Origin of the sequence: Balneola vulgaris DSM 17893 (assembly GCF_000375465.1) — a bacterium.
Lineage (GTDB): Bacteria > Bacteroidota > Rhodothermia > Balneolales > Balneolaceae > Balneola > Balneola vulgaris.
In genome coordinates this window covers 642,287-665,821 of record NZ_AQXH01000001.1, presented here as the reverse complement: position 1 = coordinate 665,821, position 23,535 = coordinate 642,287, and the positions used below count along the sequence as shown (strand labels likewise).

The 23,535-nt window shown below is 38.9% G+C and carries 19 protein-coding genes; 7 read left to right on the top strand and 12 right to left on the bottom strand.

Annotated elements, in window-relative coordinates:
- From B155_RS0102960 to B155_RS0102950, 3 genes are read right to left on the bottom strand one after another with little or no spacing between them, the layout of a single operon-like run.
- Positions 1 to 957: an SPFH domain-containing protein gene (locus B155_RS0102960; protein ID WP_018126755.1), complete on the bottom strand. Its 957-nt coding sequence runs from the start codon at positions 955 to 957 to the stop codon at positions 1 to 3.
- Between the two features lie 2 nt (positions 958 to 959).
- Complete coding sequence (locus tag B155_RS0102955) at positions 960 to 1,895, bottom strand: SPFH domain-containing protein (protein ID WP_026167158.1); 936 nt, start codon at positions 1,893 to 1,895, stop codon at positions 960 to 962.
- Between the two features lies 1 nt (position 1,896).
- Positions 1,897 to 2,397, bottom strand: coding sequence for an NfeD family protein (locus B155_RS0102950; protein ID WP_018126753.1), 501 nt, complete (start codon positions 2,395 to 2,397; stop codon positions 1,897 to 1,899).
- Between the two features lie 152 nt (positions 2,398 to 2,549).
- Between B155_RS0102950 and B155_RS0102945 the strand changes: the two genes are divergently transcribed.
- Positions 2,550 to 4,343 carry an ABC transporter ATP-binding protein gene (locus tag B155_RS0102945; RefSeq protein WP_018126752.1) on the top strand — a complete coding sequence of 598 codons (1,794 nt, stop codon included), beginning with the start codon at positions 2,550 to 2,552 and terminating at the stop codon, positions 4,341 to 4,343.
- Here the strand turns inward: B155_RS0102945 and B155_RS0102940 are convergent.
- Together B155_RS0102940 and B155_RS0102935 are read right to left on the bottom strand one after the other, a co-directional pair.
- Entirely contained in the window at positions 4,340 to 5,317 is a 978-nt protein-coding gene (locus B155_RS0102940; protein WP_018126751.1) for a hypothetical protein, read from the bottom strand. The two genes, B155_RS0102945 and B155_RS0102940, sit on opposite strands and share 4 nt — an antisense overlap.
- Before the next feature lies 1 nt (position 5,318).
- A complete protein-coding gene (locus B155_RS0102935) occupies positions 5,319 to 6,140 on the bottom strand; it encodes a hypothetical protein (protein ID WP_018126750.1) in 822 nt (273 codons plus the stop codon).
- Between the two features lie 135 nt (positions 6,141 to 6,275).
- Here B155_RS0102935 and B155_RS13520 point away from each other — a divergent pair, with 135 nt between their 5' ends.
- A complete protein-coding gene (locus tag B155_RS13520; RefSeq protein WP_169331265.1) occupies positions 6,276 to 7,238 on the top strand; it encodes a DUF2911 domain-containing protein in 963 nt (320 codons plus the stop codon).
- A gap of 25 nt (positions 7,239 to 7,263) precedes the next feature.
- Here the strand turns inward: B155_RS13520 and B155_RS0102925 are convergent, their stop codons facing one another.
- Positions 7,264 to 8,220 (bottom strand): pyridoxal-phosphate dependent enzyme, encoded by a 957-nt coding sequence (locus B155_RS0102925; RefSeq protein ID WP_018126748.1) that lies wholly within the window; start codon positions 8,218 to 8,220, stop codon positions 7,264 to 7,266.
- 154 nt (positions 8,221 to 8,374) lie between these two features.
- On the opposite strand from B155_RS0102925, the gene B155_RS0102920 reads away from it, so the two are divergent.
- The 3 genes from B155_RS0102920 (at position 8,375) to B155_RS0102910 (ending at position 15,711) form a co-directional block, all read left to right on the top strand.
- Complete coding sequence (locus B155_RS0102920; RefSeq protein ID WP_018126747.1) at positions 8,375 to 10,627, top strand: carbohydrate binding family 9 domain-containing protein; 2,253 nt, start codon at positions 8,375 to 8,377, stop codon at positions 10,625 to 10,627.
- A 157-nt stretch (positions 10,628 to 10,784) separates the two neighbouring features.
- Positions 10,785 to 13,046: a carbohydrate binding family 9 domain-containing protein gene (locus tag B155_RS0102915; RefSeq protein WP_018126746.1), complete on the top strand. Its 2,262-nt coding sequence runs from the start codon at positions 10,785 to 10,787 to the stop codon at positions 13,044 to 13,046.
- Between the two features lie 61 nt (positions 13,047 to 13,107).
- Positions 13,108 to 15,711, top strand: coding sequence for a M14 family metallopeptidase (locus B155_RS0102910; RefSeq protein WP_018126745.1), 2,604 nt, complete (start codon positions 13,108 to 13,110; stop codon positions 15,709 to 15,711).
- A gap of 62 nt (positions 15,712 to 15,773) precedes the next feature.
- Here the strand turns inward: B155_RS0102910 and B155_RS0102905 are convergent, their stop codons facing one another.
- The 6 genes from B155_RS0102905 to B155_RS0102880 form a co-directional block, all read right to left on the bottom strand.
- On the bottom strand, positions 15,774 to 17,087 hold the full coding sequence (locus B155_RS0102905) for a DEAD/DEAH box helicase (protein ID WP_018126744.1): 1,314 nt from the start codon (positions 17,085 to 17,087) through the stop codon (positions 15,774 to 15,776).
- 55 nt (positions 17,088 to 17,142) lie between these two features.
- The gene (locus B155_RS0102900; RefSeq protein WP_018126743.1) at positions 17,143 to 17,694 is read right to left on the bottom strand and encodes a PepSY-associated TM helix domain-containing protein; all 552 of its coding nucleotides are present in this window, start codon (positions 17,692 to 17,694) and stop codon (positions 17,143 to 17,145) included.
- A 141-nt stretch (positions 17,695 to 17,835) separates the two neighbouring features.
- Positions 17,836 to 18,294, bottom strand: a complete 459-nt coding sequence (locus B155_RS0102895) for a methylated-DNA--[protein]-cysteine S-methyltransferase (RefSeq protein ID WP_018126742.1) — start codon at positions 18,292 to 18,294, stop codon at positions 17,836 to 17,838.
- 237 nt (positions 18,295 to 18,531) lie between these two features.
- Positions 18,532 to 20,739, bottom strand: a complete 2,208-nt coding sequence (locus B155_RS0102890) for a TonB-dependent receptor (protein ID WP_018126741.1) — start codon at positions 20,737 to 20,739, stop codon at positions 18,532 to 18,534.
- Positions 20,736 to 21,215 carry a hypothetical protein gene (locus tag B155_RS0102885; protein WP_018126740.1) on the bottom strand — a complete coding sequence of 160 codons (480 nt, stop codon included), beginning with the start codon at positions 21,213 to 21,215 and terminating at the stop codon, positions 20,736 to 20,738. The genes B155_RS0102890 and B155_RS0102885 overlap by 4 nt, the downstream gene beginning before the upstream one ends.
- Before the next feature lie 68 nt (positions 21,216 to 21,283).
- On the bottom strand, positions 21,284 to 21,592 hold the full coding sequence (locus B155_RS0102880) for a hypothetical protein (protein WP_018126739.1): 309 nt from the start codon (positions 21,590 to 21,592) through the stop codon (positions 21,284 to 21,286).
- A 118-nt stretch (positions 21,593 to 21,710) separates the two neighbouring features.
- Here B155_RS0102880 and B155_RS0102875 point away from each other — a divergent pair, with 118 nt between their 5' ends.
- Together B155_RS0102875 and B155_RS0102870 are read left to right on the top strand one after the other, a co-directional pair.
- Complete coding sequence (locus B155_RS0102875) at positions 21,711 to 22,067, top strand: hypothetical protein (RefSeq protein WP_018126738.1); 357 nt, start codon at positions 21,711 to 21,713, stop codon at positions 22,065 to 22,067.
- Positions 22,054 to 23,535, top strand: a complete 1,482-nt coding sequence (locus tag B155_RS0102870) for a dihydrolipoyl dehydrogenase family protein (protein ID WP_157464712.1) — start codon at positions 22,054 to 22,056, stop codon at positions 23,533 to 23,535. Before B155_RS0102875 ends, B155_RS0102870 begins: the two co-directional genes overlap by 14 nt.

Genomic DNA, 23,535 nt, shown 5'->3' with positions numbered 1-23,535 from the left:
CTAGGTGGTTTTTTTCTTAGCCGTTAGTTTAAACTCATCCAAGGATAGACCTTCCATTACGGCGTCATAACTTGAGATATCTTTTGGTAAGATGATATCATTTTGATTACGACCTAAGCCTTCTAGGGTATTCAAGTATTTTTCTGAAAGCCTTAATTTCATGGCTTCTGTACCCATTGGTTGAGATAATGCTTCAGCTATTTTTTCGATGGATATAGCCGTTGCTTCAGCAATAGCTTCAATCTCTTTAGCCTGTCCTTCAGCTTCATTGATCTGGCGCTGCATTTCAGCCTCCGAAATATTCACAATTTCAGCTTTTATACCTTCTGCATCATTTACTTTAGAGCCTTTAACCCCTTCAGATTTCGCAATTACAGCACGTCTATCACGTTCTGCAGTCATTTGCCTTTCCATGGCATTTTGAACTGTTCTTGGAGTTAAAATATTCTTGATTTCATATCGGTGAACCTTGATTCCCCACGGAATTTCCATTTCACTGAGCACTTTAACTACCTCTTTACTCATAAAAGCGCGTTCTTCGAACGTTTGATCTAGATCCATTAAACCGATTACTGAACGAGTGGTTGTTTGAGCTAGTTGAATAGCGGCATATCGGTAATTCGTTACTCCGTAACTGGCATTCACTGGATCCATAACACTGAGGTAGATAACACCATCTACTTCAACTTTAACGTTATCTTTAGTGAAACATTCTTGAGGTTCAACTTCTATCGTTTCCTCACGCAAATCTTGCTTGTACACCACTTTATCTACAAAGGGCACAAGAGCGTGGAAACCTGGCCCAAGCGTTTTATGGTAATTACCAAGGCGTTCTACGATGTAGGCATATTGGTTAGGCACGAGTCGTAGTGACTTTATCACTTTAAAAATGAGATATAATGCAAATAAGCCAACTAAAGCTTGGCTAACCAATTCCATGATTTCAATGACTTCCATAACTACTTACCCTCTTTAGATTCATTACTTTTTGTGTGGTCACTTACTTTACCAACCCCTTCAAAAAAGGTCTTCAAGTTGGCGGTTTCAGTAGGAAGAACTGAGATATTACTTTGTTTAAGAATTTGGCCAAACTGATTTATGTATTGCTCAACAAGTTTGGTTTTCACCGCTAATTCACCACCTGGTTTTTTCATTGCTTCAGCAATTCTATTGATACCATTTGCAGTAGCAGTGGCTATTAATTCAATTTCTTTGGCTTTACCAACTGCCTCATTAATTCTTTTCTGTCGAGCCCCTTCAGATAATAATACTTGGCTACGTTGTTCACCTTCCGATTCATTAATTCGAGCTTGTCTAAATCCTTCAGAATGTGTGATTTCAGCACGTTTTTCACGTTCTGCTTCCATTTGCTTTTCCATGGTATCTACAATTTCATTCGATGGACGAATATTTTTAATCTCGTATCGAAGAACTTTAATACCCCAAGGATCGGCTGCTTTATCAATTTCACGAACGATATTTTCATTCATCTTCTCACGTTCCGAAAAGGTGTCATCTAAGGTGATTTTACCTACTTCACTTCGCATAGTGGTTTGCGCAAGGTTGATGGCCGCTGCCTGGTAGTTTGAAATACCATAACTAGCTTTGTACGCATCCATCACTTTGATATACACTAAACCATCTACAGCAACCTCAATGTTATCTTTTGTGATACAAGTTTGGCTCGGTACATCTAGCACCTGTTCACGCATTTCTCGACGGTAGGCGGGGCGGTCCACAAAAGGAACAAGAAAATGAAAACCCGGTTTTAGGTTCTTTTTAAATTTACCTAGTCGCTCTTGAATTACCTCTTCTCGCATCTCTACGATGATGAATAGACGTGTAAGAATAAAGTATAAGACAACTAGACCAATAAGTATTGGAGTCCAGAACATATTATTCCTCGTTTGATTGTTTTAATTGTTGATTTGAAGTGGGTGAAATAGGTGTTACAGGCTCAACAATCCAAGTTGTATTGTCGCGATATTTAATGCGAACTTGTGCGCCCACAGGAACCTCTCCGTCAATTGTTCGAGCTTGCCATGAGATGCCTTGAAATCGAATTCTACCTTCATTTGTAGAATCATTAAGTGGTTCAACAACCTCTACAATTTGATCCATGGCTTCGAAGTCTTCATCGGCGAACTTAAAAGAGGTCTCACCTTGAAAATATTTTTTTATAACAGGTCGAACCGCGATGGTAAGTGCGACGGATGTGAATAACCAAGCCATTACCGCATTTACAGGATCTTCAAAAAATCCAAGCAGTTGAACCAAACCAACTAACACACCGCTTAACCCTAGTAAGAAGGCCATCCCAGATGGTATGAGCAATTCAAGTAGCATTAGGCTCAGACCTCCACCAATAAAAATCCAAGTGATTAACTCAATATCCATAATATTATGATGAATTTAACTCCTCTTAGTAGATACATAATTGAGTGCAAAAAAGCTCATTTTACTTACATACATTTTCACCATATTTATGTCGCTCATAAATAAACAATTGGGAGATAGGCTGTTTTATGAAATGGCCCATTAGATGATAGATGGCAGAAAAAGAGAAAAATATAAAAGCAGATACTAAACCATCTATATCGTCACTTAAAGATACAATGATTAAGATTTTTGCTCTGAGTAAGCCTTACAGAGCAAAGTTTTATTTTGCTACAGTTGTTGTATTAATAGCCTCGGCTATTTGGTTAACAGTACCTCTAGGTCTTAGAGCATTATTAGATGCTGTATTCGATAAAGGAGACGCCTCTCTATTGAATACCTTAGCCATGGGTTTGATTCTTCTATTTACCCTTCAGGCACTATTTGGCTTCTTAGGTAACTATTATTTAGAGTGGGTAGGCGAACGTGTAGTAACTGATCTGAGAAAAAAAGTATATGGTCATCTTCACACATTAGGGTTTAGGTTTTTCGCAGATCGGAGATTGGGTGAAATTACTTCGCGACTTACTAATGATGTTGGATCAATTCGCACGGCCTTAACAGATTCTCTACCTCAATTACTTACCATCTCATTTTCTTTAATAGGATCTGTGTCTTTGATGGTTGCCTTAAACTGGCGATTAAGCTTAGTCATTTTTGTAACTGTACCATTTGTAACCATTGCCACACGATATTTTGGGCAAAAGATTCGGAAGCTGTCTCGAGGAATCCAAGATGATCTCGCCGATTCAACTGCGGTAGCTGAAGATGCACTGGGGGCTGTTCGGCTAGTAAAAGCATTTGTTAGAGAAGACTTTGAAGTAGAGAGGTATAACTCTGCTATTGAACGATTGTTTACTACCGTTCGAAAGAAAGTAGTATTGAGCGAATTGTTCTGGTCGGGCGTAGGGATTTTATTTATGGCTACACTCGTAGTGATCTTTTGGTATGGTGGAAAAGAAGTTTTAGAAGGAAGGTTAACTGCAGGTGATTTAGTAGCTTTTATATTCTATGCCTTGAATATCTCTCGATCTATAAGTCAAACATCTCGTTTATATACCGCAGTTAATTCAGCTGCTGGGGCATCAGAACGAATTTTTGAGCTTTTGGAGGAAGTTCCTGAGATTCAAGATGTTCCCGGTGCTAAAGATGTTCAGAATGTTGAAGGTGAAATAGAATTTCAAAAGGTTTCATTCGAATATGAACCCAATCGCCCCATTCTAAAGAATATATCGTTTCATGCGAAAGCTGGAGAGACCATCGCATTAGTAGGACCAAGCGGTGCTGGTAAAACAACCTTACTTCACTTAATTCCTCGATTTTATGACATCCAAGATGGAGACATCAAGCTTGATGGAAATTCAATTTCTAAACTTAAAGTAAAAGGATATCGAGAACATTTGTCGATGGTGCCGCAAGAGGTTCACCTATTTAGTACTTCTATTAAAGACAATATTCGATATGGTAATTTAGAAGCTACCGATCAGGAAATTGAAGCGGCTGCTAAAGCTGCTAATGCACATGATTTTATTCAGGAGATGCCCGATGGCTATGATTCTTTAATTGGTGAAAAGGGCGTAAAGTTAAGTGGTGGGCAGCGTCAACGTGTTGCGATAGCGCGAGCGATCTTAAAAAACCCGAAGATCCTACTATTAGATGAAGCTACATCATCGCTGGATTCGGAATCAGAATCATTAGTTCAGGAAGCTTTAAACCGATTAATGCACAACCGAACTACTTTTGTTATTGCTCATCGCTTATCAACCATTCAAAATGCGGATACCATTTTAGTATTAGATAAAGGAAAGATTATTGAAAAGGGTGGGCATCAAGAGTTACTACAACTCGGTGGCCTGTACAGCCACCTTTATGAGTTACAGTTTCGAGATTTGAACAACGTACATTAATTATCGGTGGTATAAGCCATGATGATATCAGTGAAGCTCATATCATCTAATATATCGCGTTCATCAAGTGCCTTAATGAAACTTACAGGAACGCCAGCATTATACATGCCAATGATGGATGAAAATGAAAATCTATCTAAATATTCAGCCTCTTTTAAATCATCTAGATAGCTAGTAGTTACCCCGCCATTGTACAATCCGATAATGGCAGAATATGAAAAGGTGTCTAGATAACCAGCCTCATTCATAGTATCTAAATAACCGGTAGTAACTCCACCATTATAGAACCCAATGATGGCCGAGTAGGAGTACCGATCCATATAACCAGATTCCTGGAATTGGTTGATATAACTTGTGGTAACTCCTCCATTGTAAAAACCAATAATGGCAGAATAGCTGAATGTATCTAGTATACCTGCATCTTGAAACTGCGTTAGATAAGCAACAGGAACCCCACCTGAGTACAGTCCTATAACCGCTGAATAGGAAAAATTATCCAAATAACCACCTTCTTCAATTTCACCCAGATAAGAAAGTGGAACCCCAGAATTATATAGTGTTTGAATACCAGTATTTGAGAAATAGTTGGTGTAGCCTTTATCGGTAGCTTCACGGAGATAGTCCAGATAACTTGAGGAAATAGCTTCACCAGAGGTATTAAACTGTGGAATATCTACACTTGGGATGGGTGGTGGAGGAGGTGGTGGAGCAATCATATTTTGCCCACTGCCAGCAATTGTATTGGTGTCGTCGCCGAATACGGAAAATGGATCACTATTAAAAAACCAAAAGGCTGGTAGCAATACAAAGAGTGCTAATGCAATGATATTTCTCTTTGTGCTTGGTTGCTTTTCAATTTCAGCTTCATCAAATAGATTCTCAGATGCCGGGTGAGATTGCTCTTCGATATAGGAATCTAAATCGAAATCTGAATCGTTTTTTTTTAGATCATTTTTAAAGCGTTGATTAGCCATTTTAATTTCCGTCTAACTTATATGCTGCAATTATGGATGAAGAAGACATATTTGGTAAAAGTCCCTTTTCTCTTAGTGTAAGGAGGTATGAAACAGGTACATCGTTTCTATAAAGTTGTGAAAGTGATGAACTGCCAAATTGATTTAAAACCCCAGCTTCTTGAGCTTCTGATAAATAACTAACAGGTACTTCATTTCTGTATAGCCTTATTATGGATGATCCACCAAAATTATCTAATAAATTTGCCTCTTTTAGTTCAGATAAAAAACTTAGTGGAATTTCATTTTGATAAAGCATAGAAATGGAGCTGCTTCCAAATGTACTAAGTAATCCTGCTTTCCCTAAACGGTCTATATAATCAACAGGTACGCTATTATTGTATAAACGAAGACTTGAACTGCTACCAAAATCATCGAGATAACCTAGTTCATTCAGGGCCTCAAGATATTCTGTATAGCTGATATTTAGATTTGAAGTGGTTTGAGTAGCAAACTCGGCAGGAAATGAAATAGAAGGTATTTCGATATCTGGAATTTCTATGTCGGGAATTTCAATATTAATTGTAGGAGCTTGGGCGGTAGTAAATCGAGTCGGGATCGCCTCTTCATTTACCCCAAATAGTGTACTAAAAAACCAAACTGCAGGGATAACTAAAAATAGACCCATTGCAATAAGATTCCGTTTGGTAGTAGGTTCTTCGAATTCATCTTGTGAAGCATAAGTATGATCGAAGTCGCCTTGTCTTGCTTGTTCTTCTAAGTAAAGATCCAAGTCGAAGTCAGGTTCATTATGTTTGGATGGTTTATATCTACGGTGTGCCATATGCCTAAAAATTTTCTTGAAAGACGACTAGATGGAACAATATGTTTCAAATCAGATAGGATATTCATCATAAAATCTATTACAATAGAAGATGACATCTTCAAAATAACTAACGATTCAACTATGAGTATTGCTATGAATAAAAAAATATATCTACTACCAGTGTTTCTGGTGTTACTATTAGCAAGTCCTTCATTTGCGCAATTACCAGTATCGCTTGATTTGCCAAAAGTGAGTCCTAAAGAAACAAGAAGTATAACTATTGGTTACACCAAAATTAGTTTTGAGTATAGCTCAGTAGCGGTAAAAGGGCGCAAGGTTTGGGGCGACTTAGTGCCATATGGAAGAATCTGGCGTACCGGAGCAAATGAGAATACTATAGTCTCTTTTAGTGATGATGTATTGATTAATGGAGAACCGATTGCTGCAGGAAGCTATGCCCTTCATACCATTCCAAGCGAAAATGAATGGGTACTTATTTTCTCTCACTTTACAGAAGGATGGGGTAGTTTCTTTTACGATGAAAGTGAAGATGCCCTTAGAATCCGTGTAGAACCCAAAGATATGGATAGTAAATATGAGTGGATGAAGTTTTCATTCGATAACTATACCGCTTCCTCGGTTGATATCGCACTTAAATGGGCACATAAGAAAATACCATTCCGCGTTGAAATACCGAAGGAGCAGACCTTTGCTCATATAGAAAATCAATTGAGAAGCTTAGCCGCCTTTTCATGGCATGGATGGTACCAAGGTGCGGAGTATACTCTGAACAATAGTTATAAGATGGAAAAAGGCTTAGCATGGGCCGATCGTGCTATGCAGATGGAAAAAAATGTTCAAACCATGACCATGAAGTCGAAGTTGTTACTGGCTACAGGCGAGAATGCAGCAGGTTTGGAATTAGCCGAAGAAATGGGCGATAAATTTGGTGACGAATGGAGAACCCACTACAACATGGGAGAAATCTATCAATTGGCTGAAATGGAAGAGAAGGCTATTAAGCATTATAGCAAAGCTCTAAAAATGAATTCGAATCAGCGTTGGAAAGACCGCATTCAGGCTAAAATCAATTCTCTTAAAAGCAGTACCCCTTAAGATAATTAAAGGGTACTGTTATTTTTTACCATGGTAAATTTCCAAGGTCAACATTGCCACCGGTTATAATAATGCCGACTTGTTGACCTTTAAATTTTTCTGGATGATTAAAGACGGCCGCTACTGGAACCGCACAAGAAGCTTCAATAATCATATTCATTCGTTCCCAGATGAATCTCATAGCCTCAATAATGTCAGCTTCTGAAACAGTAATGATATCATCCACATGGTCTTTGATGATTGAAAAGGGAAGGGCTCCAATCTGAGTTCTAAGTCCATCGGCAATAGTAGCAGTACTTAAAACAGGTTGTATACTTCCAGCTTTAAGAGATCGGTAAGAATCGTCTGCGATTTCAGGTTCAGCACCATATACCTTAATAGCCGGATTTATGTGTTTAGCTGCAATTAAAGTGCCGCTTAATAATCCGCCACCGCCCACTGGAGTTATAATAGTATCTAAATCAGGGTGAGATTCAAGAAATTCAATAGCTGAGGTTCCTTGTCCAGCAACAATTCGACTATCGTTGTAGGGATGGATGATGGTAGCGTTAGTTTTCTCGACTACTTCATTTAGAGTGCCTTCGCGAGCTTCCAATGTTGGTTCGCAAAATGTAACCTCTGCACCATAGCCCTGAACGGCGTTTACTTTAACCTTAGGAGCATTTTTTGGCATAACCACATAGGCTTTTATCCCTCTTATTTTTGCAGCCAATGCTACAGCTTGTGCATGATTACCTGAGGAATGTGTGGCTACGCCTTTGGTTGCTTCTTCATCTGTAAGTGTAAAGATAGCGTTACAAGCTCCTCTAAATTTAAAGGCTCCTACCTTCTGAAAGTTTTCACATTTAAAATAAATGGATGTGCCCGCTCGCTCATTCACAGCCTTTGAAGTTAAAACTGGAGTTACATGTGCATGATCTTGTATAATAGAATGTGCTACTTTTAGATCATCGAAACTTGGAATCGCTTGGTATTCAGACATATAACTACTTTAAATAGGGTGTGAATTATTAAGATTTTAACTACTAATAGTGGATTATTTAGGGTGTAAAAAATAGATAAAAATTTACTGGAAATAGAAAAAATCGTGTTCGTCTTCTTATCTACTTGGTAGCTAACAATATTAGGAGGAACAATTGGGAAAGTTTTTTGGATGTACACTAATCATTCTGATTATTAGTGTAGGTGATGTATGGGCACAGCAACCTACGAGAATAAACGAGGAAATTAATTTAGACGGTGTACTGGATGAATCATTTTGGCAAAGCATAACCTCATATCCAGTGGTTCAATATGAACCAGTGTATAGGGGTGAGATGTCGGAGAAAACGGTTTTTAAAATCGCCTATGATGATAACTACTTATATGTTGGCGGCGCGCTGTATTACAACGACATAGACGATATGACTTCGAACTCCTTAGTTCGAGATAAGTATAGCCAAGATGACATTTTCGCAATTGTAATAGATGGCTTTAATGACAATCAAAACGCGACTTGGTTTTTCACTAATCCTGATGGAACCCGATTCGATTTTGCAGTTTCGAATGATGCCTCATCTGGGGGTGGTCGTAGTTCGAGGAATGCCAGTTGGAATACATTTTGGGATGTAGCTACTACTAAAACCAATGAAGGTTGGTTTGCTGAGATGAAAATTCCATTTAGCAGTATTGGTATTCAAGTTGAAGACAACATCTCAGAAATGGGCATCATCATGTATCGATTAATTGCCAGTAAAAATGAACGGCATGTATTCCCAGACATTCCACCAAAATGGGGGATGGGTTTTGCAAAGCCATCAATTGCCCAAGATTTTAAATTAGAGGGACTCGAAGCAAAGAATCCGTTGTATGTAACGCCGTATGTATTGGGTGGAGTGAAAAGGCTCAGTGAGTATGATGCTACAAACAATGAGTACTATTACGAAGATGATACTCAACTCGAATTGGGTTTTGATGCAAAGTATAATTTAACTCCGAATCTAACTTTAGACGTTACCGTTAATACTGATTTTGCTCAAGTTGAAGCCGATGACCAACAGCTAAATTTATCACGGTTTTCATTGTTTTTTCCGGAAAAACGTCAATTTTTTCAGCAACGAGCTGGTATCTATGACTTCCTAATCGGGCGTGATATGGTTTTTTACAGTCGTAGAATTGGATTAGATAGTTCAGGAAATCCAGTTCGGATATTAGGAGGTGGGCGTGTTACAGGCCGTGTGGGTAACTTGGATATTGGAGTAATGAACCTCCAAACAGCCGATAGTGAGAATTTACCTTCCGAAAACTTTGGCGTTGTTCGTTTAAAGAAAACTGTTTTGAATGATCGGTCTTACTTAGGAGGGATATTTACTTCTCGCCTTGGGGCCAATGGCAATAGCAATGTTGTATACGGTGTTGATACCGATATCAATACTTTCGATAACCAGTTTGTGGAGTTAAGAGCAGTTCAATCCATTGACAGTGATTTGCCATCTGCAGAGCGAACCAACTTCGATGAAACGTCAATGCTTCGTGTTTCAGTGAGAAGTTTAACGGAAACAGGTTTTAGCTATCAGACTTCCTATACACGAACTGCCGAAAATTTTAGGCCAGAGTTAGGTTTTGTTCGCATAAAAGGCATTACTCAGAAATACCTCACTTTAGGATATGGCTGGTTAGCCAAAGAAGAATCTATGTTCACCATAAATAAGCTAAAAGCTTTTTATGTAGGCCGATTCTATAATACCGATCATGAATTCTTCTCATACGAGAAAGGTTTGCAAAGTAGAAGTGCAAACTTCATCTGGGAGTCGAAATTCAAAAAGATTGGAGAACTAGGTATGGAGTTGGTGCTTACCAAAGAGGATATACCTATTGGGGAATCATTCGATTTATTAGGTAAGATTTTTATTCCATCGGATACTTATTCAAATCATAAGTATAAAATACTTTACCGACTTTCAGAAACATGGAAGTTTGGTGGGAACATTCGAGGAGGAATAGGAACCTTCTATGATGGCGATATAATTGAATTTGAATTCAATCCTTATTTTTACGCATCTAGAAAAGTAGAAATAGGAGGGAGTTATAAATTGACAGACCTTCGGTTCCCAGAGAGAGCCGGGCGCACAACCACCGACTTCACTTCTCATTTAGGTCAATTTAAAGGTCAATTTTCGTTTGATAAAAAAGCTTCGATCAGTGCTTTCATTCAATACAGTAACGTGGAAGAGTTAATAGGAGCGAACATCAGATTCCGATATAATTTCCGAGAAGGCCAAGATTTATGGATAGTTCTGAATGAAACGTCTTACACAAACAGAGACCCTCGAGCATTTGGAATGCCAGATTTACCTATGATGCAGAGTGGATCCATATTGCTGAAGTATAATCATACATTTGGGTTCTAGGGATTTAAGTAGTTGAAATCTTTGTTCTGAACACTGTAAACTAGATTTGGTTTAAAATTTAAGCTTGTAAAAATTCGAAAAAAAGGCTTCGTTTAGTCCAGATAAAAGTTCTGAATGCTTATTTACTTAGGCTAAAAAATATTGGAGCTATAGAACATTGATCAAGAAAATTATAGGGCTTTTGGGTGTTTTGCTGATAGTACAAGGTTCAGCAAAAAGTCAGGATAAAGTTCAAATTACACGAATTAGTACCCCCATTACTTTAGATGGGATGCCAACCGAAGAAGCTTGGCAAGCTATTCCCGCATTACCCGTGGTGCAATACGAACCCGTGTTTAATGGCGAAATGAGTGAGACTTCACTGATGAGAGTCGCCTATGACGAAAACTACTTATACGTTTCGGGTGAAATGTATACCAGCGACCCAAGTACTATCACTACGAATTCACTTTCAAGGGATAAATATAGCCAGGGGGATGTATTCGGAGTAGTAATTGATGGTTTTAACGACAATCAAAATGCAACTTGGTTCTATACCAACCCAGATGGAGTTCGCTTTGATATGGCCGTATCTAACGACGCAGATTTTGGTGGTGGTAGAAGTGCTATCAACGGAAGTTGGAATACCTTTTGGGATGTTGAAACGGTGCGCAACGAAAAGGGTTGGTTTGCTGAAATGCGCATTCCATTTTCAAGTATAGGCGTTCAAGTACAAGACGACGTAACTGAAATGGGAATAATTATTTATAGATGGATTAGTAGTGCGAATGAGCGCCATATCTATCCTAGTATTCCTCCAAACTGGGGACTTGGAAATGCTAAGCCTAGTCAAGCTCAAGATGTAGTGCTTAAAGGGATCAAATCGAAGAAGCCTCTCTATTTTACACCGTATGTTCTCGGTGGCGTAAATACCATGAGCAATCTGAAAAGTGATTCATCGGCCTATTATTTTAATGATGATGTTAAAAAAGAAGTTGGTTTCGACTTGAAATACAATCTTACTTCCAACTTAACAATGGATGTAACGGTGAACACCGATTTCGCTCAGGTTGAAGCCGATGATCAGCAGTTAAATCTATCGCGCTTTTCACTTTCATTTCCTGAGAAGAGACAATTTTTCCAACAACGATCATCCATCTTCGATTTCAATTTTGGACGAGATCGTCTTTTTTATAGTCGTCGAATAGGTCTCGATAGCTCAGGTAATCCCGTTCGGATATTGGGTGGTGCTCGATTAACGGGAAGAGTAGGGGATTTAGACATCGGCATGATCAATATGCAAACAGCTGATTCAGATAACCTACCATCGGAGAATTTTGGAGTACTACGAATTAGAAAATCGGTGCTTAATCAGCGAAGCTATATGGGTGGAATCTTTACTTCTCGCATAGGCGCTGACGGTAGTTCAAACATCGTATATGGTTTTGATGGGGATGTGAATACGGTAGGGGATCATTTTGTAGAATTTAAAATGGCTCAATCTATAGACGATGGTATTCCTAAAGAGGACCGGTATGATTTTAAAGAAACTAGCGCTATACGTTTTGGCGTAAGAAGCACAAGTAGCACTGGCTTCGGTTATCAGTTTACATTTAATAGAATGGCCGATGACTTGAGACCGTCATTAGGTTTTGTTCGTGTTGGCGGTACTTCTCAAAAGTTTGCACGCCTAAGTTATGGTTGGGTATCAGGTAAAAACTCTGTGTTTAGAAGAACCGGAGTTCGAGTTTTTTACTACGGGAGATTTTATAACTCTGAACATGAAATGTTAAGCTTTACGAAAGGGATTCAAGGGCGAACCCTTAGTACACAATGGGAAGGAAAATTCAAATACTATGGCGACTTAAGTATTGAATTCAATACAGGTAAAGAGAATATCCCAGCAGGTAACGATTTTAATTTAATTGGGAAGATTTACATCCCATCAGGCACTTATACGGATGAGAAAATTCAGTTACGATACCAATTTTCAGAATCATGGACTGTTGGTGGAAATATAAATGCGAATACAGGGACCATTTATGATGGGAATATTAGTGAGCTTGAATTAAGCCCACGATTTTTTGTATCAAAACAACTCGAGTTAGGCGGTAGTTACCGAATTACTCATTTGTCGTTCCCAGAACGCCAAGGTCGTGATCAAACGGAGTTTACTTCACACCTAGCACAGTTTAAAGGACAGTTTGCCTTCAATAAAAAAGCTACACTTAGTACATTTTTGCAGTATAGTAATGTGGCTGAATTAGTTGGAGCAAATATTCGCTTCCGTTACAACTTTAGTGAGGGGCAAGATCTATGGATTGTTGTAAACGAGCAGAACTACACCGATCGAGTACAAAACGACCCTCGTTTACCAAATTTACCGTATCTACAAGCGCGTTCCATCTTATTGAAATACAATCATACATTCTCATTTTAGCATGTTGTAGCTGCGAGCTATTTAACTGCATGAGTAATGAAAAATTAAACCAAACTACACTATGAAAAAACTAAGCTTATTACTAGTTATAGGATTATTCACAGTTTCAGCTTCGGCTCAAATACAGGAAGCAATAGAACGCTTTCAGTTTGAGGAGAACATAAACTATGACCGTTCTATACCTTCACCTAAAGATTATTTGGGATATGAGTTAGGGGAGGAATATACATTCCACTATCAAGTTATGGGCTATTTCAAAGCCTTAGCTGATGCTTCTGATAAAATCACCTTCCATGAGTATGCCCGTACTTATGAAAATAGAAGTGTGAATTATGCGATTATTACATCTAGCTCGAATCATCAAAATTTAGAATCGATTAGGAAAGCAAACTTAGCATTGGCGAATAATCCTGAGAATACTTCTATAGCAGATGATCAGCCTATAGTAGTTTGGATGAGTTACAATGTACATGGTAACGAGCCTTCTAGTAGTGAAGCTGCGATGCAAACGGCCTACAGATTAGTGGCAGCCAACGATTCAGAAACTCAAGATTTATTAGAGAACTCAGTGGTAATCATTGATCCAATGATAAACCCTGATGGGCGTGATCGATATGTGAATTGGTATAAATCGAGCCAGTCAAACATTCTTAATGTAAATGTAGAAGATGTAGAGCATGACGAGATTTGGCCAGGCGGACGTACCAACCATTATTGGTTCGATTTAAATAGAGACTGGACGTGGTTAGTACATCCTGAATCAAGAGGTCGTATAAATGTGTACCAACAGTGGATGCCTCAGGTTCATATCGATTTCCATGAGCAAGGTTATAACAACAACTACTTCACCATGCCAGGAACCACTCCTCGTAACTTGGAATTACCAGGTGCTTACGAAATGTGGGCAGATGTATTTGGTAGAGGTGCCATCGCTGAATTTGATAAAGCAAAAGTGAATTTCCAGACTCGTGAAAGCTTCGATTTCTTTTACCCTGGTTACGGATCTTCGTACCCAAGTGTAATGGGTGGTATCGGTATGTTGGCAGAGCAAGGTGGACATAGCCGTGGTGGCCGTGCAGTTGAAACGAATGATGGCTATGTACTAACGCTAAGACAGAGATTATTTGACCATTATAAAAATGGTGTTTCTATTGTTAAGACCTCAGTAAACAACAAAGGTAAGCTGCTTAATTATTTCAAAGAGGCTAGATCACAGTCTACTCAAAAAGGAAATACAAAAGCGTATATCTTGCCGAATAACTCAAATGATTATACTTATGACGTAATCAATTTGATGATGAAGCATGGGGTAAAAGTTGAGCAAGCTCAAGAGAGTTTCACAGTAAGAAATGCATACGATTATTGGGATGGTAAGAGCTCATCTAGATCATTTAATGAAGGTGATTTCATTATTAAGACCGATCAGCCCGCTCACCTTTTCATCAATACATTGATGAGACGACAATTAGAGATTCGTGATTCTGTGATGTACGATATGGCTACATGGTCGGTGCCTTTGGCTTATAACTTAGATGCAGCTTGGACTACCTCAGATGTAAAAGTAGGTACACAGTCTTTAGCCGCTCCACTGTCGTACCCAAGTGGAATATTGAATCAGAATGCGCAATACGCATATGTGATAGATTGGAACCAAAGAAATGCACCAAAAGCATTAACTAAACTTTGGAGAATGGGCTATAAAGTTCGTTCAGCAGAAAAAGAATTCTCGAAAGGTGCAGACAAATTCAGTAGAGGTAGTTTGGTAATTCTTGTAGGTAGAAACCTACATAAGGAAAACACCATCCACACGGATATGCAAGAAGTTGCAAGCTACGCAGATGTACAAATTGCTGGATTTAATGGCGGTAGAATGGATACTGGTAGCGACTTAGGGGCTCCTAGTATGCGCCCAGTGGAGCAACCTCGAGTAGCTATGCTTATGGATGATGGCTTTAGTTCTTATACCGGTGGACAATTATGGTTCTTATTCGACCAATGGACAGAGTTAGGAATTGACCGTGTTCGTTCTGATTCATTTAATGGTATAGATCTTAACAAATACGATGTCATCATTTTCCCTGGTGGATATGGTTTAGATAATGTATTAAGTAAAGGAACACAAGAACGATTAAAAGCTTGGGTTCAAAATGGTGGTACATTAGTTGCAACCGAAGGGGGAGCAACATGGTTAACTAAAGATCGTTCAGGGATGACTTCTGCTGAGTTGTATACCGTAAAGGAAGACAAAAAAGATGAAGATGAGATTGACCCAGCCGCTTATACCATGTATAAAGATCAATCAGATTCGTCTGGTTTAAAGCGTATTCCAGGATCAGCGTTTAAAGGAATGGTTGATAACTCACATCCTCTTGCATTTGGTATGCCAAATAAGCTGTATTCTCTCAAATTTAGCTCAAACGCCATCAAACCTAGTCCATCGATTAGTTCGGTTGGTTATTATGTTAAAGACGCTGAGGAAGTATTAGCTTCGGGTTATGCTTCAAAAGAGAATAAAGAAAAAGCAGCAGGAATGGCTTTCGCAGCCGTTGACCAAGCTGGAAGAGGTCAAGTTGTGATGTTCTTAGATGCTACACAGTATAGAATGTTTTGGGTAGGACCAGCACGTATGGTTCAAAACGCAGTAATGCTTTTACCAGCATTCTAAAACTGAACTAATTCAGTATGTAAAAGCCTCTAAGAGATTAGAGGCTTTTTTTTGCGACTAAACTAAATTAGCTGAACGCGTACTTTTTTCTTTTTCACACGCTGATTGTTTGTGCTAGCAATAACTTCACTTACTTTACTCTTTTTCACAGCTACAAAAGCAGCATCATTGTGAAGCTCAATCAAGCCAAGTTCATCTTTCTTTAAGGAAGCTTTTTTAAAGAATAATCCCGCTAAATCGCCTTTGGATATTTTGTCCTTTCTACCCCCTGATACATGTAAGGTAGCCCACTGTGTAGGGGGAGGGGTTGTACCTTCAGTCAAATCAAGGGTGTCATCCGCATGGATAAATTCAGGTAATTTTTCCTCTACCCATTGTATAACATAGGCAACACCATCTTTTCGCATACGGGCAGTTCTACCATTTCTATGGGTGAACTCTGCTGCTTTTAATGGTAAATGATAGTGTATAATAAAAGCGAGTTCAGGAACATCAAGACCACGTGCCGCTAAATCGGTGGCTAATAATAATCGATGGGTACCATTCCTGAATTTAACCAATGCTTGTTCACGAGTGTATTGATCCATTCCTCCGTAAAAACATCCATGTTCAATACCATGTTCAGATAAGAAATCGCTTACCCGCTGTATGCTATTTTTGAAGTTACAGAACACAATTCCAGGTTGATCTCCTATATGTCTCAGTAACTGTACGAGGGTTTGTAGTTTGTCTTTATTTGGAGAGTCTACTTTCAGAATTTCAAGAACAGAGCCTTTCTTCTCTGATAAAAAATCGACTACAATGGGATCCTCCATTTCGAGAAAGGAAGGTATTTCAACGGCATGGGTTGCTGAAGTCAAAACCTTCTTAGTTATGGAAGGCAAGAGATCATAGATCTCCTTCATGTCTTCTTCAAAACCGATTTCAAGTGATTTATCAAATTCATCGATTACTAATGTTTTAATATGTTCGGTACTGAAGGAATTGCGGCGCAAATGATCTGCAACTCTACCTGGCGTACCAATCAACAAAGCAGGGGGGTGTTGTAGGTTCTGCTTGTCTTTCGAGAACGTCTTTCCACCATACACAGCATTTACTTTAAAACCTGTACCCATCTCTCGAGCCACCTGCTCAATCTGAATCGCTAACTCCCTTGATGGCGTTAAGATCATGGTTTGAACTTGATCTACATTGGTATCAAATTCCGCGATAATGGGTAATAAAAATGCGAGTGTTTTACCGGTTCCAGTGGGCGATAAAAGCACAACATCTGGTTGGGTATGAATTTGAAATTTTGCTTCTTCCTGCATGGCATTCAATGATTGAATACCAAGTTTAGAGAGGATATTACGTTGGTTTTTAATAGAATCTGACATACACCAAAGCTACGGTTTATCTAGCTCGATGCCTATACCCGATTTAGTTCAGGTATTAATTTGATGACTCTTGTTGCTTTTGGAGCTTTTCGAAGCGTTTTCTGTTTTTTCGTTTCGATAGATAAGGAATAGCAAAAAGGTAGATACCTGTAATCCATAGAATGGTAACCACAATACCAGATGGAAGGAAGATCCATAGTTTTGCTGAATCATGGAACCATGATCCATCGTGTAAGGCCTCGATAATGTTAGATCGTCTAAAGGCTACTTGTAGTACTTCCCCAGTTTGGGTGTCTATTTGAATCTCCCAGTTATTAACACCTCTAACTTTCACAATTCCTTTATCAGGGCGAACATCTAGTCGGTCGATGTCAGTCCATTCTTGAATGCCAGCTTCGCTTACAGAACGAGACACTTCTAAGATTTCATCAAAAGATATTTGAGGATTGGTAGATACCCCCGTTTGGCTTGGTGGTTGAACCCATGCCACTTCTTTTTTCACTTGAAGCAACAAGCCAGTGATTAAAACAACTAAAAAAGGTAAAGCAACAATGATTGCTCCCCAACGATGTATCTTGCGACTATCACGCCGCATATGCCAAGCCATATTCTTATTTAGATATTGTTGAAGGAGTTATACTTATAATTCATTGCAATTAGGCTTTTAACGCAGATGAGTGCCTATTATTAGCCTTAAAAAGTGATACCAAACATACTAAAAGTTTAGCAAACAGATGGTAAAAGAAAGTTATAAAAGTAATGCACCTTCATGCTTTAGAAGCCATTCTTTACGATCTAGGCCTCCTGCATAGCCAACTAATTTATTATCAGCACCTATCACTCGATGACAAGGGACTACAATCGCAATTGGATTCTTCCCATTGGCTGATCCAACAGCCTGAGAATAGTTTTTATCGCCTAGTTTTAGTGCGATCTCTCCATAGGTTGTTGTACTGCCAGCGTCAATAGTATTTAACAGTTGCCAAACACGATTTTCAAACTCAGTGCCTTTGGGTTGAAGGGGTAAATCGAAGGAGTGACGTATGCCTTCAAAATATTCTTTTAACTGAGTTTTAGCCGATTCAGTATGCACATCGGGGTCTTCTGGACCTTCAAAGTCTAAGAATTTGATTTGAGTAATTGCACGTCCATTTGATAAAATTCTGAGATACCCAATTGGAGTATCTAAATAGCTTACAAAGGTCAAGATGATAGTTTTTATGAGCGATTAATTGCCCCGATAATCCACATAAAAACAATGGATTTCAAGCCATGAAAAAAAAGTAATTATTTGTTGTAACAAGTTTGGTGGAAATGACTCTTCCAATTATTACAGCTACTAAGAATTGCGTACGGTCTATCCCGTACAATTCACTAGTCACTCCTTAAGCTGAAACCTAAAGCTAAAGACCTCGGAAATGACATTTCTGAGGTCTTTTTTTATTTAAAAGAATAAACGATAAAGTAGAGTGATATTTCTGCCGGGGGCTGGCCTTAAATCCTTGATGCGCGAAAGGTGGTTGTAGTACTCCGTATCGAATACATTATTCACGTTTAAAGAAACAGTTTGTAGCAGTTTCTTAGTTGAGAATCTATACTGCGTGAACAAATCTACTTTGTGATATGCATCTGTAGAAGTCTCAAATTCAGCCGTTCTGTCTTGTTCTGCAGCGTAGTTATATCTTCCGCCTACTTCAAATCCTTTATGTGCATACTTTATCCCACTTTTAAGCTTCAATGGTGGAATTTGAGGTAAAGGAGTGGTTTCTGTTGAACCATCCGGTTGAACCGCTTCTTGATTACCTATGGTGTAGTTCACAGAAAAGTCGACAACAAAAGATTGAAATAATTGAACTTCAGAAAGAAATTCGAATCCATAAAGAGTTGCTTCAGTTCCCGTGAATTGATAATCATTGAGGTCAGGAAACCTGTTATTTGGTTGCCCTGTATTGGCCGCGTATAAGTAATTAGAAAAGTGGTTGTGAAAAACAGCCGTTTCTAAATTTACTCTATTGCCTCGATACCTAAGAAATAATTCTTTAGCTAATCCACGCTCTGGGTCTAAATCTGGATTACCGATTTCATAAGAATAGGAAGCTAAATGAGGCCCTTCGGAATATAATTCTTCTAAAGAAGGAGCTCTAAAAGAATGCAGTAAAGTTGTACCTACACTGATCCCATTTTGGAAACTGTAGATAGCCGAAAGAGAGGATGATAAGGCTGCGAAAGAACGCGCACGGATATCACCAATCCTTGAATTTGGTTCTCTTTCATCTGGTGAATTTTTTACCCAATCAAAACGCAACCCACCTTCTAAATGAATATTGTTTATATCTGTTTCTTCAATGATATATGCACCAACGGCATAGCTATTTGAGTTTGGAGTACTGGCTCCACTCACGGCATAATCTTCAAAAGAAGAACTGATACCTAAGCTTCCTTTTGTGATGAAACCAAAACCACCATGCTTGGCATTTATATCAAAGTCGGTAGTCACTAAACCGAATTCAGTTCCAATAACCTCTTCCGACTCAAACTCTTTATGATTGTAGTTTTTTAAAGACCATTCCGCTTCAAGGGTAGATATAAAGCGTTCTTCCATCAAATACTCTGATTTCAACACATATTGAAACTTAGATACTTCGATATCAACACCATTTTCGTGGCCATCAGGATTTGGAGGTATTCCGTAATTGCTACCATAAAATCCTAACGAACCACCTACATATCCCCAGTCTCTTACCCAGCTTAAACCAACACCATCATTAGTAGTGTTAAAGTAGGAATTTCGAATGGGTCCTTTTGGTGATTGGGTGTTAAGAGCTGTACGGGCATTTAAGTCAAGATTTAACGCAAATGACTCTATAGGAATGGTAACGTTTGCAGCTCCAGAGAAACCTGTATTAACACTTTCACCATTAAGTGTGATTGTGCCATTAGCCTTTGCAGGCACATTGGTGGCAATCTGATTTCGTACCACATTAATAACTCCACCGATTGCATTGGCACCAAAGGCTAAGGCTGCAGGTCCACGTGCTACTTCAACTTCTTGAGCTGAAACAGGATCAATCGTTACAGCATGATCAGAGCTTTGAGCAGATACGTCTCCGGATGAAACTCCGTCTTGAAGAATAACAACGCGTTCGTCGCCTAAACCTCTAATCACTGGGCGACCAGGTGCACTACCATTCGTTCTTTGGTCGAAACCAGGTAGTGAACTAAGGGTTTGTGATAAAGTAGAACCTAAATTTCTTCGAAGTTCAGAGCCTAACACTTTTCTTGATGCGTGTTCTAAACTTGAACCTGAAACGCCATCTCTTTGGCCTGTAACTTCTATGGCTTGGGCACTTAGTACGCTTTGATTTAATTTGATATCAAGTTCTAAGTCTTCATCTCCAATCGAAATAGGGATATTCTTGGTTTTATAACCAATTCTATGAACCGTTAAGGTGTAATTTCCTTTTGGGATATTATTGAGTTGATATACCCCTTCAATATCGGTGGCTGTAGTCCGATTTATTTCTTCTAAATGTATGTATGCAAAAGTTACAGGATCAGATGTTTTAGCGTCAATTACTCTGCCTGAAATAGAATTGCTATCTCCGGTCGTAAAACCGGAGAATAGCATAAGTATGAGGGATAAATAGATCATTGTGCAGCTGTTGCAGCAGTTACTTCAACTAAAATAGCTTGAGTATTAAAGTCAGAGTGTCCTTCATGCATTAATTGAAGCGTTAAGTTTGTACTACCAGCAGCTTCACCGTGAATATGGAAGTTCCACTTTCCATCTTCTGCATGTTGTTCAAACCCTGCTATACCACTTGCGCTGAATGAATGACCAAGTGATAGCTCGCTATCGTCTGGCTGAAATTCATCTCCGTCTTCAGCAATTAGATAAAATGAGATGAGGGCAGTTTCTTGTCCTTGTTGAACAACAAGTGAACCCGTTACATCAGAATTAGGTAATTGCTCAACAACGGTTGAACCGTTTAGTTTTAATCTAAAACCTGCTGGTTCTTCATGATCATCATCGTGAGAAACGGAATTACTACACGCAGTAATAGTTATGATGCTTAATAATGCTAAAGTAAATGCAATACGAGATAAATTGAAAAATCGAAATTTCATGGCTTATGTAATTTTTTATATAAAAAGTGTTTTAGTAAAAGGCTCCAAATAGGAGGCATGGGAGGGTATTAAGCCAAGAAAGGGGGAGCTCGGGGGGATGCTAACCTGTAGGTGTTATCATCCGAATAAACATCATTTTCGTAAACAAGTGTTGTTGATGGGGTCAACAATCCATTTGTGTTAAATGGAGTTTCAATATCTGAAGAAACAACAATAGTACAAATCGGACAGAAGTCGACAGTAGGTATTATATGTGCTTCTTCAGCATGCTCTAGACATTCTAATCCTTCACTATGGTAATGCACCATAGATACAAATAAACCAGCTACCGCTAGGTAGGCCAATAAATATTTGATATGAAAAGATTTGGTGTTCATTGAATACGACTGATAAAAAATTCCAATGTTGAATTTACAATATCATAAACTATTATCTAAAAGAATTTGTAACTCGTAACGCATCTTTACATTTAAAATTTTAAGTATAAGGCACTAAATGGCAGAATTTTTCGAAATGGCAAAGGAATGGTTTTTTGGCCTTGGCGAACAGTATGGAGTAAACCCATTAATATTCGGGAGTATATATGTAGGTGCAATCCCATTTTTCACATTGTCGTTAGGCTGGTTAGTTAAAAACTTTAAGAAAGGGAAGTCTGTAGTTTTGCCCGCCATTAGTACCACCTTCTTTTTTATATCAGCTTATTTGTACTTAATTATTGCTGGTAAAAATGTACCCATTTGGGTATATGGTGTGATTGTTCTATTAGTGGGTGCTGGGGCGTATTCAACCATCCAAAAAATCAGAAATAAAGTAGACGAACCATTATTGGGAGATGAAAATGAGCAAATATGAGTTTGATAGTATCGTGATTGGTGGTGGGGCTGCAGGGTTAACGGCATCTGGAATTTGTGCGAACTTTGGTGCAAAAACGATGATGATTGAAGCCGATAAACTTGGAGGTGATTGCACCTGGACGGGATGTGTACCTAGTAAAGTTTTACTGAAAGCAGGAAAAGTTGCTCAACAAATGCGATCGGCTAGCAAGTACGGCTTAATAGATCAAGAAGTAGAAATCGACTTTAATAAGGTGATTAAGCACGTTCAAGGTGTTATAGATGATGTGTATGAAGACGCTGATCGCCCCGAGATCTACGAAGATATGGGCATTGAAGTAGTACATGGCCGGGCTTCATTCCTCGATGCACATACCATTGAAATTGAAAGTGAAGGAGGAGAAAAGAGAATTGTGACCTCACGATATTTCTTTATAGCTGCAGGGGCAAGAGCAATGGTTCCACCAATTGAAGGTATAGAGAAAGTGAACTACCTCACCAATGAAGGACTTTTTGATATTCAAGAGTTGCCGAAAGAGTTGGTTATAATAGGTGCAGGAGCTATTGGTACTGAAATGAGCCAAGCGTTTACAAATTTAGGCAGCACCGTAAAAGTAATTGATATGGCGCCTCGAATCATGATGAATGATGATGCTGAAGTAGTAGATATTTTATTCAAAGAGCTTCAAGAACAGGGCGTACAATATCACCTAAATGCTTTGGTGAAATCAATATCCGAAGAAGGGGATTCAGTTTCAGTGCATATAGAATCTGAAGGTCAGGTTAAGACAATATCGGGTGATAAGCTTTTGATGGCCACTGGAAGACGACCAAATATTGAAAACCTTGGCTTGGATAATGCAGAGGTAGAATTCACGAAAAAAGGTATTACAGTAGATGATAGCTGCAGAACCAATGTAAGCCATATTTATGCGATTGGTGACATAACGGGTAGATATCAATTTACTCACATGAGCGAGCATATGGCTAAAGTGGCTACAACCCGAGCATTGCTAAAAGTGCCTATGAAACTGGATAAAAAGCACGTGACTTGGGCAACGTATACTTCACCTGAAGTTGCACATCTAGGAGCTTCTCAGAAACAGTTGGATGAGCAATCTATTTCTTATGAAGTGTATAAATTTCCCTATTCAAAAATTGATCGGGCTATAACGGAAGGTGAAACAACAGGACTCATAAAGATCTTTGCGAAGAAATGGTCGGGCAAGATACTGGGAGCAACAGTGGTTGGGGCCCATGCAGGTGAAATGATCTCAGAATATGCGGTAGCAATGAAAAATGGTGTAAGCCTTCGCAATATTGCGGATACAATCCATCCGTATCCTAGTTGGGGATTAGGTGCCCGTCGCGCTGCCGATCAGTGGTACATTCGTAACCAAAGTACGAGTAGTGTGAAATGGATTCAGAGAATATTTAGATATAAGGGCAGTATCCCTGATTATAGCGATCCAGATAGAATCGTTTAA